Origin of the sequence: Lelliottia sp., from assembly GCF_045627565.1 — a bacterium.
In the GTDB taxonomy this organism is placed as follows: Bacteria; Pseudomonadota; Gammaproteobacteria; order Enterobacterales; family Enterobacteriaceae; genus Enterobacter.
The window spans coordinates 105289-120353 of record NZ_JAZQNX010000007.1 but is presented as its reverse complement, the minus strand read 5'-3'; the positions used below and the strand labels follow the sequence as shown (position 1 = coordinate 120353).

Here is a 15065-nt window from a genome sequence, read left to right as displayed (position 1 = left end):
ATCTAACTTCTCTGCAGGATATCGCTCGCGCGATCCGCAACCTTATCCGCACCGGTATCGTGACCGACGTCGACCCCGTCGAGGGGCTTTGTCGCGTCCAGACCGGCGGGATGCAAACCACCTGGCTTAACTGGCTGACTTCGCGCGCTGGTCGCTCGCGGGTGTGGTGGGCTCCTTCCGTTGGCGAGCAGGTGCTGATTCTGGCTATCGGTGGCGAGCTCGATACCGCCTTTGTGCTGCCCTCTATTTTCTCTGATGACCATCCTGCGCCGTCTGCCTCGCCGGATGCGCTTCACATCGCCTTTCCAGACGGGGCGGTCATTGAGTACGAGCCTGACAGCGGGGCGCTCACCGTATCCGGGATTAAGACCGCCGATGTCACTGCGTCGGAGTCCATTGCGGCCACCGTGCCGGTGGTACTGGTTAAAGCCTCGACCCGCATCACGCTCGATACGCCCGAAGTGGTCTGCACTAACAAGCTCATCACCGCCACGCTCGAAGTGCAGAAGGGCGGGAAAATGTATGGCGACATTGAGCACACCGGCGGGAAATTTACCTCGAATGGCGTGCAGGCGGATGACCACGACCACGGCAGCGTGAAGCGCGGCGATGACAGAACGGTAGGGACAAAATGACGGTGCGTTATCTGGGTATGAACGGCCACACCGGGCTCGCGATTTCCGAGGTGGAGCACATCCGGCAAAGCGTGCGCGACATTCTGGTCACGCCGGTTGGCTCGCGCGTCATGCGCCGTGAATACGGCTCGCTGCTGTCGGCGCTGATTGACCAGCCGCAGACCCCGGCGCTGCGTCTGCAGATTATGGCCGCGTGTTACTCCGCTATCCAGAAGTGGGAGCCTCGCGTCACCCTGTCGACCATTACCTTTGAACGCGGGGAGGCTGACGGGGCGCTGTATGTCGATATGACCGGCACGCGTGCCACGTCCGGCCAGCCTTTTTCACTCACCATTCCACTGAGTTAAACATCATGCCAATTGTCGACCTGAACCAGCTCGCTGCGCCCGATGTGGTGGAGGAACTGGATTATGAAACCATTCTGACCGAGCGCAAGGCGACACTCGTCTCACTCTATCCAGAAGACCAGCAGGAGGCGGTCGCGCGCACCCTGACGCTCGAATCTGAGCCGATTGTGAAACTACTGCAGGAGAACGCTTACCGGGAGGTTATCTGGCGTCAGCGCGTCAATGAAGCGGCGCGCGCAGTGATGCTGGCGTATGCCGCCGGGGCTGACCTCGATGTGGTTGCCGCCAACAATAATACCGTTCGCCTGACGGTCATCCCGCAGGACGACACCACACTCCCGCCAACGTCTGCCGTGATGGAATCTGACGCCGATTTACGCCTGCGTGCGCAGCAGGCGTTTGAGGGGCTGAGCGTGGCGGGTCCGGTCGGGGCGTATGAATATCATGGCCGCAGCGCCGACGGGCGGGTCGCTGACGTGTCGGTCGAGAGTCCGACGCCTGCCTGTGTCACGATTTCTGTGCTGTCCCGCGAGGGTGACGGGACGGCCAGCGCTGACCTGCTGGCGGCGGTTGAAAAGGCGCTTAATGCCGAAACCGTGCGCCCGGTAGGCGACCGCGTGACCGTCCGGTCGGCTGAGATTGTGCCGTATGAGATTGGCGCGACGCTGTACGTTTACCCCGGTCCCGAATCGGAGCCTGTCCGACAGGCTGCAGAGCAAAAACTCAAAAGCTATATCAGCGCGCAGCACCGCCTCGGGCGTGATATCCGCCTGTCTGCCATTTATGCCGCGCTGCATGTTGAGGGGGTGCAGCGTGTCGGGCTTGGTTCCCCGCTGGCCGATATTGTGCTTACCCCGTCGCAGGCATCGAACTGCACCGGCTACCGGATAACTATCGGGGGCTCGGATGACTGACAGGCTGTTACCCACTGGCTCGTCGACGCTTGAGGTTGCTGCCGCTGCTGCGCTGGCTGAGATTCAGCGCGTGCCGGTGTCGCTGCGCGTCCTGTGGAACTGGCGAACCTGTCCGGTGAATCTGCTGCCGTATCTGGCGTGGGCGCTGTCGGTCGACCGCTGGGATGAGGCGTGGCCGGAGGCAACTAAACGCAGCGTCATCGCCTCCTCGTTTTTCGTCCATCAGCATAAAGGGACGATTAGCGCCCTGCGTCGGGTAGTGGAGCCGCTCGGTTTTCTGATTGAGGTGCGGGAGTGGTGGCAACTCAATGAGGAGCCCGGCACATTCCGGCTCGTTGTCGGCGTACTCGACAACGGTATCACGGATGAAATGTATCAGGAGCTCGAACGCCTGATTCACGATGCGAAACCGGCAAGCCGCCACCTGACCGGGCTCGCTATCAGCCTGAGTGCCGCCGGAGAACTCTTTATCGGCGCGGGGTGCTATCACGGTGACGCGCTGACCGTTTACCCCTACACCCCCGAGGAGATTGTCGTCGGTGGTGAATATTTCCCGGCCTCGGCCATCCATTTAATCGACAACCTGAGAGTGAACGCATGACAGCGAAATATTTCGCCATTCTGACGAATCAGGGCGCGGCAAAACTGGCGAATGCGACCGCGCTCGGCACAAAGCTCAACCTGACACAATTAGCGGTCGGGGACGGTAACGGCGTCCTGCCGACGCCAGACCCGGCACAGACTAAGCTGATTAACCAAAAGCGCATCGCGCCGTTAAACATGCTGAGCGTTGACCCGAACAACTCAAGCCAGATTATCGCGGAGCAAATTATTCCCGAGAATGAGGGCGGTTTCTGGATACGCGAAATTGGTCTTTACGACGATGACGGTGTGCTCATTGCCGTGGCGAACTGTCCCGAGACCTACAAGCCGCAACTGCAGGAGGGGAGCGGTCGCACGCAGACCATTCGCATGATCCTGATTGTGTCAGCCCCGTCTGCGATCACCCTCAAAATTGACCCGTCGGTGGTGCTGGCTACGCGTCAGTTTGTCGACGGCAAAGTTACAGAGGTAAAAGTGTATGCCGACAGTGTGCTGGCCGCGCATCTTGCTGCTGTTAATCCGCATCCTCAGTACCTCAAAACGGCGGAGATTGATAACTATCTTCCGGTCGGTTTTCCGCTGCCGTGGCCGCAGGCAACGCCGCCGCAGGGCTGGTTAAAATGCAACGGTGCGGCCTTTGACAGGGCGAAATATCCAAAGCTGGCCGCCGCATACCCTTCAGGCAAACTCCCTGATTTACGCGGTGAATTTATTCGTGGCTGGGATGATGGCCGGGGTGTCGATGCCGGGCGTGATTTGCTGTCCGGGCAACTGGATGCGCTCCAGAATCTGACCGGGTCATTTTCGTCCACCGATAATAATACAAACGTTGGCGCGCTTGGTGCTCTTACCGGGGCTTTTGCGGGGGTGACCAATACCAACAAAATCCCGGTGTGGACCGGGACAGCCGTAGCCGGGACAAGGTATGCGGCCACTGATTTCGATGCTTCCAGAGTGGCGCGAACCGCAGCCGAAACCCGTTCACGAAACATCGCATTTAATCACATCGTGAGGGCAGCATAATGGCGAAAGCAGCGCTGAATAAAAACGGCATCGCGACGAAAGGCGGAGAGATTACCGTTTATAACTTTGATGCGATAACCGGTGAATATCTTTCTGAGACGGTCGAGCTTCTCGTCGTCGGGGTGGGTATTCCTGCCAGCTCCTGCACTGATGCACCCCCTGCAGAGAAAAAAGGTTTTGCAGTGTGCCGCACAGAGGCATCTGACGGGTGGGAATACATTGAGGACCATCGGGGCGAGACGGTCTACAGCACGGAAACCGGTCAGCCTGTCGGGATAACTGCGCCAGGTGCGTATGCAGACGGTGTCACTGTATCTGCGCCGTCGACGCCCTTTGACCGCTGGAATGGTCAGGGCTGGGTCACTGATTTGGAGGCGCTGCGACAGGCTGATGAATCACAGGCCAGACAGAAAAAAGCCGGGTTATTGTCAGAAGCGCACAGCACCATCAGTCTCTGGCAGACCGGGCTGCAACTCGGCATTATCAGCGATGAAGATAAGGCAAGCCTGATTACATGGATGACATATATTCAGGCGCTGAATGCCGTGGATATTTCAACTGCGCCAGATATCGACTGGCCGCTGATGCCCGAATAAACAGAGCCCTCCATCCGGAGGGCTTTTTGTTGGTTGTGCTATGGCGCAACAAAATGCAATCCGGTGCGTTTAAGGGGGACACAACAGAAAATAGTTGCACCCTTACACCACGGAGTTAAACGGATGAGCGACTATCATCACGGCGTGCAGGTCATCGAGATTAACGATGGCGTGCGAACCATTTCCACCGTCTCAACGGCCATCATCGGCATGGTCTGCACGGCCAGCGATGCGGACGCAAAAACCTTCCCGCTGAATGAGCCGGTGCTCATTACTAACGTGCAAAGCGCCATCGGCAAAGCAGGTAAAAAAGGCACGCTGTCGGCATCCCTGCAGGCCATCGCTGACCAGTGCAAACCGGTCATTGTGGCCGTGCGCGTGGCGGAAAGTACCCATGCAGACCCGGAGGAAGCTAAAGCCGAAACGATTTCCAACATCATCGGCACGACCGATGAGAACGGCAAATACACCGGCCTGAAAGCGCTGCTCACGGCGAAAACTGTCACCGGCGTTAAGCCGCGCATTCTCGGCGTGCCGGGGTTGGATTCGCTGGAAGTGGCGACCGCGCTCGCGTCAACGTGTCAGAGCCTGCGCGCCTTTGGCTATATCAGCGCGTGGGGCTGCAAAACCATTTCCGAGGCCATCGACTATCGCGAGAATTTCAGCCAGCGCGAGCTGATGGTCATCTTCCCTGATTTTCTGGCATGGGATACCACGGCGAATGAAACCTCAACCGCCTGGGCGACGGCGCGCGCACTCGGTCTGCGAGCCAGAATCGACCAGACGACCGGCTGGCATAAAACCCTGTCTAACGTCGGCGTGAATGGCGTCACCGGCGTCAGCGCCTCGGTCTCATGGGATTTGCAGGAGCCCGCGACCGACGCGAACCTGCTGAATCAGGCCGGTGTGACCACGCTTATTCGCAACGACGGTTTTAAGTTCTGGGGCAACCGCACCTGCTCGGATGACCCGCTTTTCCTGTTTGAGAACTATACGCGCACCGCGCAGGTGCTGGCTGACACGATGGCGGAGGCGCACGCGTGGGCGATGGATAAGCCCATCACCGCAACGCTTATTCGTGACATCGTCGCCGGTATCAATGCCAAATTCCGCGAGCTGAAAACCAACGGCTATATCGTCGATGGCGCGTGCTGGTATGACCCGGAGTCGAATGACACCGCAACCCTCAAAGTCGGTCATCTGTATATCGATTACGACTACACCCCCGTCCCGCCGCTGGAAAACCTGACCCTGCGCCAGCGCATCACGGATACCTATCTGGCGATCCTGTCGGACTCGGTCAACAGCTAAGGAGCTGCAAGCATGTCACTACCGCGCAAGCTTAAATATCTGAATATGTTCAACGACGGTCTGAGCTACATGGGCGTCGTGGAATCCGTCACCCTGCCAAAGCTGACCCGCAAGCTTGAGAAGTATCGCGGCGGCGGAATGCCGGGCTCGGTGTCAATCGACCTCGGCCTCGATGACGACGCGCTGTCGCTTGAGTGGACGCTCGGCGGTCTGCCTGACATCGACCTGTGGGCGCAGTACGCCTCGCCGGGTGCTGACAGCGTGCCGCTGCGTTTTGCAGGCTCTTACCAGCGCGACGACACCGGCGTAATTTCTGCCGTTGAGGTGGTGATGCGTGGCCGTCACAAAGAGTACGACGGCGGCGAGAACAAGCAGGGCGAAAGCGGGACGACCAAAATGTCGACCGAGCTCGCCTATTACCAGCTCACGATTGACGGCAAAGAAGTCATTGAGATTGACGTCATTAACATGGTGCTGAAAGTCGACGGCGTTGACCGTCTGGCGGAGCACCGCAAGGCGATTGGCCTGTAACCCCTGAACCGGTCAGCGAGGCTGGCCGGTCACTTAATGTTGACGAGAAAAAGCTGATGGAAAATATCAACGAAACTGCAGTAACCGAAACCGTAAATCCTAACGTTGTTACCCTCGATACCCCGCTGATGCGCGGTGAGCAGAAAATCGAGCAGGTGACGTTAACCAAACCGAATGCGGGAACCCTGCGCGGCGTGTCTCTGGCCTCGCTGGCAAATTCTGACGTTGATGCGCTGATTAAGGTGCTGCCACGCATGACGTATCCGGTGCTGACCGAGCACGAAATTATTCGCCTCGATGCGTCTGACCTGATTTCGCTTGCCGGTAAGGTGGTCGGTTTTTTGTCACCGGCTTCGGCTCGTTAACCTTCCCTGAAAACCTGTCGGTCGATGACCTGATGGCGGATATCGCGGTGATATTCCACTGGCCGCCATCAGAGCTGTATTCCCTGAGCCTGAACGGGCTCCTGACATGGCGCGACAAGGCGCTGCAACGTAGCGGAAACCATCATGAGCAATAACGTCAGACTTGAGGTGCTGCTGAACGCGGTCGACCGGGCAAGCCGACCGCTTAAGGCAATCCAGACCGCCAGCAAATCCCTGTCGGGCGATATCCGTACTTCACAGAAATCCCTGCGCGAGCTCAATGCGCAGGCATCCCGCATTGACGGATTCAGGAAAGCCAGCGCGCAGCTCGCCGTGACCGGCCAGTCACTGAACAAGGCAAAGCAGGAAGCGGCCGCGCTGGCCGTCCAGTTTAAAAACACCGAGACACCCACGCTCGCACAGGCGCGCGCACTGGAAGCGGCGAAGAAATCTGCTGCCGACCTGCAGCTCAAATACAACGGCCTGCGTCAGTCCGTGCAGCGTCAGCGCACCGAGCTCGCGCAGGCGGGGATTAACACCCGCACGCTGGCGAATGATGAAAGGGGGCTTAAGTCTCGAATCAGTGACACTACACTGCAGCTTAACCGTCAGCGCGACGCGCTGGCGCGGGTCAGTCAGCAACAGGCCAGGCTGAGCGCAGTGAAAAAACGCTACGAATCCGGGCAACAGCTTGCCGCCGGGGCGCGCAATGCCGGGATGGTCGGCGTCGGTGTATCAACTGCCGGGCTTTACGGGGCGTCACGCTTCATCGCGCCGGGCATCGGATTTGATAAACAGATGTCAGGCACGCAGGCGATCCTCGGGCTTGATAAAAGCGATGACAAACTCGCGGCCATTCGTAAACAGGCGCGTGATATCGGTGCGACCACGGCCTTTTCGCCGGGTGACGTGGCGCGCACGCAAACCACGCTGGCACGCTCGGGCTATAACGCCGACGACGTGCTGGCCGCGACCGGGTCAACCGTCAACCTGAGCCTTGCGGCTGACGTTGATATTGCCGAAGCGGCTGACATCATTACCAACATGCAATCGGCGTTTAACCTGTCGACCACCGAGATTGAGCGCGTTGCGGATGTGATGACCAAAGGTTTTACGTCGTCGAATACTGGCCTTGTCGAGCTGGGCGAGGCGATGAAATACGTCGCACCGATTGCGGAGGCCGCCGGGGCGAGTATTGAAGACACGACGGCGATGCTCGGGATTCTGGCGGATAACGGGATTAAAGGCTCGATGGCCGGGACCGGGGCGAGTGCCATTTTCAACCGCCTGCAGGCTCCGATGGGTAAAGCGGTCGATGCTATCTCAGAGTTAGGCGTCAAAACCCGCGACTCGAAAGGGAACATGCTGCCGGTCGAGAAAATCCTCAAGGATATTCATAAGTCCTTTGCGAAAAACAAGCTCGGGACGGCGGAGCAGGGCGAATACCTGAAAGTTATCTTTGGCGAGGAGGCGATGAAGGGGGCGGTTAAACTCGTCGCCGCTGCCGGTGACGGGTCACTGGCGAATAAGCGCCAGCAAATCGGGGACTCAAAAGGAACCACGGAGCGGATAGCCAAAATCCAGACCGACAACCTCGACGGGGATCTGAAAAACCTGCAGTCGGCTTATGAAGATTTGCAGATGGAGGTATTCGATAAAGAGAACTCCGCGCTGCGTCGCCTGACGGTTTCCGCAACCGATATGCTCGGCAAGGTCGCCGCCTGGGCGAAAGCGAATCCCGAACTGACACAGACTATTTTCACCGTCACCGCCGGGGCGCTGGCGCTGGTTGGTGTGCTCGGCGGGATTGGCCTGATCGCGTGGCCGGTCATCGCCGGGATTAACGGCATTATCGCCGCTGCCGGTTTGCTGGGAGTGATTTTCTCGACTGTCGGGACCGCCATTGTCACGACCATCGGGGCAATCAGTCTGCCGGTGGTGGCCGTGGTCGCGGCTGTCGTGGGTGCTGCGCTGCTCATCTATAAATTCTGGGAGCCGATTAGCGCCTTTTTCGCGGAGGTGGTGGCGGGAATTAAAACTGCTTTTGCCTCGCTGTCGCCGGTGTTTGACGCTATCGCGGAAAAGCTCGGTGCTGTCTGGAAATGGTTCACTGACCTGTTTGAGCCGGTGAAGTCCCTGCAGGACATTTTCGAGCGCTGCAAAAATGTCGGTGTGGCCTTTGGTCAGGCGCTGACTGATGCGCTGATGGCTCCGCTTAATATCTTTAACAGCCTGAGCGGAAAGGTGAGCTGGTTGCTCGAAAAGCTCGGGGTTATCAAAAAAGAATCGAGTGACCTCGACCAGAACGCCGCGAAAACGGACAAGACCCCAAATGACGGGTATATCCCGGCAACCGCGGGTTATGGCGGGTATCAGAGTTATCAGCCGGTGACAGCTCCCGCAGGCCGCTCGTACATCGACCAGAGCAAAAGCGAGTACAACATCACCCTGCAGGGCGGGGTTGCGGCGGGGAGTGACCTCGACCGCCAGCTCCGCGACGCCGTCGATAAACTCGACCGCGAAAACCGTGCGCGCCAGCGCTCCAGCATGAGACACGATTAAGGAGGACATGAAGCATGTTAATGGTGCTGGGCTTTTTTGTGTTTGAGCGGCGCACTCTGCCGTATCAGTCGATGCAGTATTCGAAGGATTACCGCTGGGCGTCAAACGACCGTATCGGCAAGCCCCCGGCGTATCAGTTTCTCGGGGAGGGCGAAACCACGCGCACGCTGTCGGGTGTGCTTTACCCTGAAATCACCGGCGGTCGCCTGTCTCTGCTGGCCGTCGAGCTGATGGCCGACGAGGGGCGCGCATGGCCGCTGATTGACGGGAACGGCATGATCCACGGGATGTATGTCATCGACAAAGTGACCCACACGCACACTGAATTTTTCAGCGATGGCGCGGCGCGAAAGATTGAATTTAGCCTGTCACTGAAACGCGTCGATAAGTCACTTGCGGCCATTTATGGCGACCTGAAAACGCAGGCCAGCAATCTGGTCACGGATGCGGGTAACTGGCTGGGAGGGCTGGCGGGATGATAACTGAAATGAATATTCAGGCCGGGGCGCGCATTGCGCCTGCGTATATGCTCACGCTCAATGGCACGGATATCACGCAGAATTTCAGCGACCGGCTTATCGGGCTGACCATGACCGACAATCGCGGATTCGAAGCCGACCAGCTCGATATCGAGCTCGATGATACTGACGGACTTGTCGAAATGCCGCCGCGCGGGGCAAAGCTGACGCTGTGGCTGGGCTGGCAGGGCTCCGCGCTGGTGAATAAGGGGAGTTTTACGGTCGATGAAATCGAGCACCGTGGCGCGCCCGATACGCTGACCATCCGGGGGCGCAGTGCGGATTTTCGCGGTACGCTGAACTCTCGCCGCGAGCAGTCATGGCATGACACCACGCTCGGGGTGATTGTTGAGACCATCGCGCAGCGCAACAAACTGACGGCCAGCGTCGCGGATGCTCTGAAAGCCATTGCGATCCCGCATATTGACCAGACGCAGGAATCCGACACGGCGTTTTTATCCCGGCTGGCGGAGCGTAACGGGGCGTCTGTCTCAGTAAAAGCCGGGAAACTGTTATTCCTGAAAGCCGGTAGCGGGATGACGGCCAGCGGCAAACCTATCCCACAAATGACCGTTGAGCGTGGCGACGGCGACCGTCATCAGTTTGCGATTGCTGACCGCGAAGCCTACACCGGCGTCACGGCGAAATGGCTGCACACCAAAGACCCAAAACCGCAAAAGCAAAAGGTGAAGCTGAAACGCAAGCCAAAGGTGCAGCAACTGCGCGCGCTGCAGCATCCGAAAGCGACCAAAACCACAGCAAAGGCCAAAGCCAAAAAGGAGCAGGAAGCGCGCGAGGGCGAGTATATGGCCGGTGAGTCTGACAACGTGCTGGAGCTGACGACCATCTATGCGACAAAGGCGCAGGCCATGCGCGCCGCTCAGGCAAAGTGGGACAAAATACAGCGCGGAGTGGCGGAGTTTTCAATCTCGCTGGCGTATGGCCGTGCTGATTTATTTCCTGAAACGCCGGTTGCGGTCAAAGGCTTTAAGCGCGTCATAGACGAGCAGGCGTGGATAATCAGCCGGGTGGTGCACAGCCTAAACGGGAACGGCTACACGACGGGCTTAGAGCTCGAGGTGAAGGTTTCGGATGTGGAGTATGAGAGCGAAGAAACAGAAAGCTGAGTGTGTTTTATCTGTTTGTTTTATAAAGTGAAAATGAGTAAAATCCGTACATTGAAAACGTTCAAGGGTGCTCATCATGTTTCACTGTCCTAAATGCCATCATGCCGCTCATGCTCGCACAAGCCGCTATTTTTCTGACACGACAAAAGAGCGTTACCATCAGTGCCAAAACATCAACTGCAGTTGCACCTTCGTCACGACCGAGACCCTTTCGCGTTTTATAGTTTCGCCGGGTGAGGTCGTGCCAGCACCTCCACACCCGACAACGTCAGGACAGCAGCAGATCCACTGGATGTAATCAAAGAGAAAGCCCAGCTAATGCGGGGCTTTGATATATTTTACATTTGTGGCGTTAATTATATGACCGTCAGCAAAGTGCCAGAAGTGAACCTTTCACAATTCCAAATAGATAGCTTAAATTAGTACGCAACTACACCACGCATGATAGGTATAGCTTCCTTCGCTAATGGTTAATATACACATTTCTATGTTCATTTCTGAAAAAACATAACAGAGGTATGAACTCTATGAGTACAGAAGTGCGCGATTACATTTCTATTTCTGAAAAATTAAAAGACTTCGGAGTTTCAGTTCCCAATGGACTTGCAATCCTACCCTACAATCTAGCAACGGCAAAGTCAGTCAATGACCTTCGTCAGCACGTCGAATCTGATACGGTACGGACCCTGCTCAAGGTAAGCAAGATCCCCTATGTCGAGATTTTCGACGAGGATAATCAGCCACCGTATCTGCAACAGTACGGCTTTGAGTGGTTCGGACCTACTCTTTTTATATCGACAGGCCTGCTATCTCAGAATCCTAATGTTCTATCCATAACTCTCGGACTTATAACGAATTATCTGTATGACATGTTCAAAGGAGCTCAGAATAGCAAGGCCTCGCTCGATGTCATCATCCAACAAGCAGATGGTTCTTGCAAAGAGATTCACTATAGCGGACCTCCTGATGGATTGATTAATATTGCCGAAATTGTCAAGGAATTAGGGGGGGAATCGTGAACGACCCCCTCGTGGAGCAATCAGGTAAGATGACCTTCGAACAGGTAATCAATTTCTTCAATAATGGCATAAAGCAAGCTGAAAATTTCCTGCTTCTAACCCGCTCTAGTCAGTTGCAATTAGAACAATGTTTAGCGCTAGATCTTTTGTTATATAACGCTACTCGGGTTAAGCACGAAGAGATACATCGCGGTGAAGAAGATACTGCCAACCTTTTCTTAGGTTTCGAGTGTGCCATTGGTGCTGTACGGTCAGAATTAATGATGTGGATCTTGCTAAAACGTGATATGCCGAATGAGGCGTGGGACCAACTTGTGGCAGCTCAAATGGGCTGTTTAGACGCAAGTCGTGCGCATAAAGGGTTTACGCACTGCGACCAACGGCGAGAGGTTTTGGAGCAGCTTGAAGATAAAATTTTCCCGCAACAGGCATTCATTAGTGCAGGATTTGTTTCAGATAGGTTGGATTGCTCTATTTGCGGTAGGCGTTACTCTCAATGCGAACATCTGAGAGGAAAACCTTATATGGGCCAATTCTGTGAAGTCATCCATCGTAATCCTCGTGGCGACCATGCAGCATTAGTCAAAGCACCTGAGGACAAGCGTTGCCGGGTTGTTTCATTTAAAACTAAAGATGGTTATCGGGACAAACTGTCATGGACAACTACGCCATACAATGAAGGAGAATTTTTCAAAGAAGGTGAACCACTAGAGGCGAAAATATACCTTTTATCTCTGGATCGCTATCCATATCTGGCCTCAACAGAAAAAGTCCTTGGTACTGAGTTTTCAGCATTGATATCGAAATAATAACCAGGATAACTTGAGTTGCCACAGTGGATAGTGTCAGCTCAAATTATTTTATGTGCAGATGACTGGCTCTCCATTCACTATGACATTGATGTAAGTCATGTTTTTTATCTGTCATAAATACAACTGCTAACAACCAATCCTCGCTCATAGCAGTGGGTCGAAAGCATACTCATTACTGACGAAATGTGTATTTACCTAACAGCACCAGTTCAAACAAAAGCCCCGCATTTGCGAGGCTTTTTGTATCGATGTGGTCAATGTGTGGACATTTATAGAAATAAATCCATTTATTTCATTGGGTTAGAGCAAAAAAATAAGCCTGCGTAAGGGAGATTACGCAGGCTAAGGAGGTGGTTCCTGGTACAGCTAGCATTTATGGGTTATGTTTTTCAGCGGAAGGGATAATACCCGTAACAAACGAAGCGGTATGTGATCCGTTTCTAAGAATCTTCCGGCTGTGAAAAATAACCCTAATAAACTATTTATTGTGCGGATTACGGGTGCTTTCACCCGCGAAATTGCGCATAAGCAGTGCGTATTCCAGCTCCACTTCTTCCGGTACCGGCAACCACACGGTGTGTCCGTCACCAGGCGCCACCGTGATGGTCTCGCCTTTGCCGTTTTCCATGTGTTCCAGCGTAAAGTTGATGTTGCCCTGCGGGGTCATCAGCTCAAGGCTATCGCCCATGGTGAATTTGTTTTTCACCGCGACGGCGGCTAAATGGCCTTTACGCGCGCCGGTAAAATCACCGACAAACTGCTGGCGCTCGGACACGGAATAGCCGTGCTCGTAGTTCTGGTAATCGTCGTGCGTGTGGCGACGCAGGAAACCTTCTGTATAGCCACGATGCGCCAGGCCTTCCAGCGTTTCCAGCAGGCTGGTGTCAAACGGTTTACCGGCTGCAGCGTCGTCGATGGCTTTGCGATACACCTGTGCGGTGCGTGCGCAGTAGTAATACGATTTGGTGCGGCCCTCGATTTTCAAAGAATGCACGCCCATCTGGGTCAGACGCTCGACGTGCGCAATCGCCCGCAAATCTTTGGAGTTCATGATGTAGGTGCCGTGTTCGTCTTCGAACGCCGTCATGTACTCGCCCGGACGCTTGGCTTCTTCAATCATAAACACGCTGTCGGTTGGCGCGCCCACGCCCAGCGTTGGCTCAACGTTTTTCACCGGAATCGGTTCGTGCTGATGCACGATATTACCCACATCATCTTCTTTGCCTTCCTGGACGTTATATTCCCAGCGACAGGCGTTGGTGCAGGTGCCCTGATTCGGATCTCGTTTGTTGATGTAACCCGACAGCAGGCAGCGGCCAGAATAGGCCATGCACAGCGCGCCGTGAACGAAGATTTCAAGTTCCATTTCCGGGACTTGAGTACGGATTTCTTCGATCTCTTCGAGCGACAGTTCACGCGACAGGATCACGCGGGTCAGGCCCATTTGTTTCCAGAATTTCACCGTCGCCCAGTTCACGGCGTTCGCCTGCACGGATAAGTGAATATCCATTTCCGGGAAGTTCTCGCGCACCAACATGATCAAACCCGGATCCGACATAATCAGCGCGTCAGGACCCATTTCCACGACCGGCTTGAGATCGCGAATAAACGTTTTCAACTTGGCGTTGTGCGGCGCAATGTTCACCACGACGTAGAATTTTTTGCCCAGGGCATGCGCTTCGTTGATGCCGAGCTGTAAATTCTCGTGATTGAATTCGTTATTACGCACGCGCAGTGAGTAACGCGGCTGGCCCGCATACACGGCATCTGCGCCATAGGCGAAAGCGTAACGCATATTCTGCAGCGTTCCCGCCGGGGAAAGGAGTTCTGGTTTAAACATGTTTGTTCTCGTTCTGATGACAGGTCAGATCCGCCTGCACCAGGTGCAGCGGTGGGGAGATCCCGTACTTTAAGGGCGGGCATTGTAGCGCTGCGGGGCAGGGAGGTAAACCTTTACCCGCTAGCACTTGTTTCAACGCGCTTTGCCATGCCGCCAGTAACGATAACCACTAGAACATCCATAGACTTATGCACCCAACGCCAGTTTACCTCCCGCGCTGAGGCCTCTCACAAACCGGCTAAATGTGGTTTATCACTGCCGTCCATACGAAAAATAATATTCTGTAAAATCAATCATGAAATCATCTTGACCTAAAGTTAACTTGAGCTTTTAAGATGCACGTTCTGAACTCAACCTGGAACATATTCTGCCTATGAAAGATATTGATGTTGGTTTCACGCACGTTGCGTTTGTCGTCAGAGATTTAGACAAGAGCGTTGCTTTCTATCAGCGCTATGCCGGTATGGAAGTTGTCCATTCGCGTGAGCCTGGCGTTCCGGATGCGCGTAAAGTGGCGTGGTTAAGCGATCATACTCGCCCTTTTGCGCTGGTTCTTGTGCAGGCAGACAAGGTCACCGATACCCCGTTGGGACAATTTGGTCACCTTGGCGTTGCCTGCGCGACCCGCGAAGAAATTGATCGTAAAACGGCGATGGCGCGTGAAGAAGGGTGCTTACGAAAAGAGCCTCAAGACTATGGCGAGCCGGTTGGCTACTTTGTCTTTTTTGCTGACCCGGACGGTAACACGCTGGAGCTCTCTTTCGGGCAGCGTGTCGGGCTTGAAGCCATTCGCAACGCGTGATCTCAACAAATGCGCAGCGCCGGGGACAACGCTGGCAGAGCTGCGCTCTCGATCATTGAT

The 15065-nt window shown here is 55.4% G+C and carries 18 protein-coding genes; 17 read left to right on the top strand and 1 reads right to left on the bottom strand.

Going from position 1 to position 15065, the window contains the following annotated elements; genetic code table 11:
• The 16 genes from ACKI5T_RS04920 to ACKI5T_RS04845 form a co-directional block, all read left to right on the top strand.
• The coding region (locus ACKI5T_RS04920; protein ID WP_407435978.1) for a phage baseplate assembly protein V at window positions 1-635 on the top strand (635 nt) is incomplete at its 5' end.
• Window positions 632-982: a GPW/gp25 family protein gene (locus ACKI5T_RS04915; RefSeq protein ID WP_015960473.1), complete on the top strand. Its 351-nt coding sequence runs from the start codon at window positions 632-634 to the stop codon at window positions 980-982. The genes ACKI5T_RS04920 and ACKI5T_RS04915, both read left to right, overlap by 4 nt.
• A gap of 5 nt (window positions 983-987) precedes the next feature.
• Window positions 988-1896: a baseplate assembly protein gene (locus ACKI5T_RS04910; protein ID WP_407435976.1), complete on the top strand. Its 909-nt coding sequence runs from the start codon at window positions 988-990 to the stop codon at window positions 1894-1896.
• Window positions 1889-2497 (top strand): phage tail protein I, encoded by a 609-nt coding sequence (locus ACKI5T_RS04905; protein ID WP_407435974.1) that lies wholly within the window; start codon window positions 1889-1891, stop codon window positions 2495-2497. Before ACKI5T_RS04910 ends, ACKI5T_RS04905 begins: the two co-directional genes overlap by 8 nt.
• Window positions 2494-3522 carry a phage tail protein gene (locus ACKI5T_RS04900; RefSeq protein ID WP_407435972.1) on the top strand — a complete coding sequence of 343 codons (1029 nt, stop codon included), beginning with the start codon at window positions 2494-2496 and terminating at the stop codon, window positions 3520-3522. The genes ACKI5T_RS04905 and ACKI5T_RS04900 overlap by 4 nt, the downstream gene beginning before the upstream one ends.
• Window positions 3522-4118 carry a tail fiber assembly protein gene (locus ACKI5T_RS04895; protein ID WP_407435970.1) on the top strand — a complete coding sequence of 199 codons (597 nt, stop codon included), beginning with the start codon at window positions 3522-3524 and terminating at the stop codon, window positions 4116-4118. Before ACKI5T_RS04900 ends, ACKI5T_RS04895 begins: the two co-directional genes overlap by 1 nt.
• 123 nt (window positions 4119-4241) lie before the next feature.
• Entirely contained in the window at window positions 4242-5429 is a 1188-nt protein-coding gene (locus tag ACKI5T_RS04890) for a phage tail sheath protein (protein ID WP_407435968.1), read from the top strand.
• Between the two features lie 12 nt (window positions 5430-5441).
• The gene (locus tag ACKI5T_RS04885) at window positions 5442-5960 is read left to right on the top strand and encodes a phage major tail tube protein (RefSeq protein WP_015960467.1); all 519 of its coding nucleotides are present in this window, start codon (window positions 5442-5444) and stop codon (window positions 5958-5960) included.
• Between the two features lie 56 nt (window positions 5961-6016).
• The gene (locus tag ACKI5T_RS04880; protein ID WP_407435966.1) at window positions 6017-6325 is read left to right on the top strand and encodes a phage tail assembly protein; all 309 of its coding nucleotides are present in this window, start codon (window positions 6017-6019) and stop codon (window positions 6323-6325) included.
• Between the two features lie 32 nt (window positions 6326-6357).
• The gene (locus ACKI5T_RS04875; RefSeq protein WP_407435964.1) at window positions 6358-6480 is read left to right on the top strand and encodes a GpE family phage tail protein; all 123 of its coding nucleotides are present in this window, start codon (window positions 6358-6360) and stop codon (window positions 6478-6480) included.
• The gene (locus ACKI5T_RS04870) at window positions 6470-8887 is read left to right on the top strand and encodes a phage tail tape measure protein (protein WP_407435962.1); all 2418 of its coding nucleotides are present in this window, start codon (window positions 6470-6472) and stop codon (window positions 8885-8887) included. The genes ACKI5T_RS04875 and ACKI5T_RS04870 overlap by 11 nt, the downstream gene beginning before the upstream one ends.
• A gap of 14 nt (window positions 8888-8901) precedes the next feature.
• Window positions 8902-9366 (top strand): phage tail protein, encoded by a 465-nt coding sequence (locus tag ACKI5T_RS04865; RefSeq protein WP_407435960.1) that lies wholly within the window; start codon window positions 8902-8904, stop codon window positions 9364-9366.
• Window positions 9363-10532 (top strand): phage late control D family protein, encoded by a 1170-nt coding sequence (locus ACKI5T_RS04860; RefSeq protein WP_407435958.1) that lies wholly within the window; start codon window positions 9363-9365, stop codon window positions 10530-10532. The genes ACKI5T_RS04865 and ACKI5T_RS04860 overlap by 4 nt, the downstream gene beginning before the upstream one ends.
• 76 nt (window positions 10533-10608) lie before the next feature.
• Entirely contained in the window at window positions 10609-10830 is a 222-nt protein-coding gene (locus ACKI5T_RS04855) for a DNA-binding transcriptional regulator (RefSeq protein WP_407435956.1), read from the top strand.
• 229 nt (window positions 10831-11059) lie between these two features.
• The gene (locus ACKI5T_RS04850) at window positions 11060-11551 is read left to right on the top strand and encodes a hypothetical protein (protein WP_407435954.1); all 492 of its coding nucleotides are present in this window, start codon (window positions 11060-11062) and stop codon (window positions 11549-11551) included.
• A complete protein-coding gene (locus tag ACKI5T_RS04845) occupies window positions 11548-12360 on the top strand; it encodes a hypothetical protein (RefSeq protein WP_407435952.1) in 813 nt (270 codons plus the stop codon). The genes ACKI5T_RS04850 and ACKI5T_RS04845 overlap by 4 nt, the downstream gene beginning before the upstream one ends.
• A gap of 481 nt (window positions 12361-12841) precedes the next feature.
• Here ACKI5T_RS04845 and yegQ read toward each other — a convergent pair whose 3' ends face one another.
• Complete coding sequence (gene yegQ, locus ACKI5T_RS04840; protein ID WP_407435950.1) at window positions 12842-14203, bottom strand: tRNA 5-hydroxyuridine modification protein YegQ; 1362 nt, start codon at window positions 14201-14203, stop codon at window positions 12842-12844.
• Window positions 14204-14576: 373 nt separating this feature from the next.
• On the opposite strand from yegQ, the gene ACKI5T_RS04835 reads away from it, so the two are divergent.
• Entirely contained in the window at window positions 14577-15005 is a 429-nt protein-coding gene (locus ACKI5T_RS04835; RefSeq protein ID WP_015959696.1) for a VOC family protein, read from the top strand.
• The last annotated feature ends 60 nt before the right edge of the window (window positions 15006-15065 follow it).

Coding starts and splice junctions, on each gene's coding strand:
- ACKI5T_RS04870 (WP_407435962.1), top strand. CDS start 6,470: ATGAGCAATAACGTCAGACTTGAGGTGCTGCTGAACGCGGTCGACCGG.
- ACKI5T_RS04910 (WP_407435976.1), top strand. CDS start 988: ATGCCAATTGTCGACCTGAACCAGCTCGCTGCGCCCGATGTGGTGGAG.
- ACKI5T_RS04885 (WP_015960467.1), top strand. CDS start 5,442: ATGTCACTACCGCGCAAGCTTAAATATCTGAATATGTTCAACGACGGT.
- ACKI5T_RS04905 (WP_407435974.1), top strand. CDS start 1,889: ATGACTGACAGGCTGTTACCCACTGGCTCGTCGACGCTTGAGGTTGCT.
- ACKI5T_RS04865 (WP_407435960.1), top strand. CDS start 8,902: ATGTTAATGGTGCTGGGCTTTTTTGTGTTTGAGCGGCGCACTCTGCCG.
- ACKI5T_RS04880 (WP_407435966.1), top strand. CDS start 6,017: ATGGAAAATATCAACGAAACTGCAGTAACCGAAACCGTAAATCCTAAC.
- yegQ (WP_407435950.1), bottom strand. CDS start 14,203: ATGTTTAAACCAGAACTCCTTTCCCCGGCGGGAACGCTGCAGAATATG.
- ACKI5T_RS04915 (WP_015960473.1), top strand. CDS start 632: ATGACGGTGCGTTATCTGGGTATGAACGGCCACACCGGGCTCGCGATT.
- ACKI5T_RS04855 (WP_407435956.1), top strand. CDS start 10,609: ATGTTTCACTGTCCTAAATGCCATCATGCCGCTCATGCTCGCACAAGC.
- ACKI5T_RS04860 (WP_407435958.1), top strand. CDS start 9,363: ATGATAACTGAAATGAATATTCAGGCCGGGGCGCGCATTGCGCCTGCG.
- ACKI5T_RS04900 (WP_407435972.1), top strand. CDS start 2,494: ATGACAGCGAAATATTTCGCCATTCTGACGAATCAGGGCGCGGCAAAA.
- ACKI5T_RS04875 (WP_407435964.1), top strand. CDS start 6,358: ATGGCGGATATCGCGGTGATATTCCACTGGCCGCCATCAGAGCTGTAT.
- ACKI5T_RS04890 (WP_407435968.1), top strand. CDS start 4,242: ATGAGCGACTATCATCACGGCGTGCAGGTCATCGAGATTAACGATGGC.
- ACKI5T_RS04835 (WP_015959696.1), top strand. CDS start 14,577: ATGAAAGATATTGATGTTGGTTTCACGCACGTTGCGTTTGTCGTCAGA.
- ACKI5T_RS04895 (WP_407435970.1), top strand. CDS start 3,522: ATGGCGAAAGCAGCGCTGAATAAAAACGGCATCGCGACGAAAGGCGGA.
- ACKI5T_RS04850 (WP_407435954.1), top strand. CDS start 11,060: ATGAGTACAGAAGTGCGCGATTACATTTCTATTTCTGAAAAATTAAAA.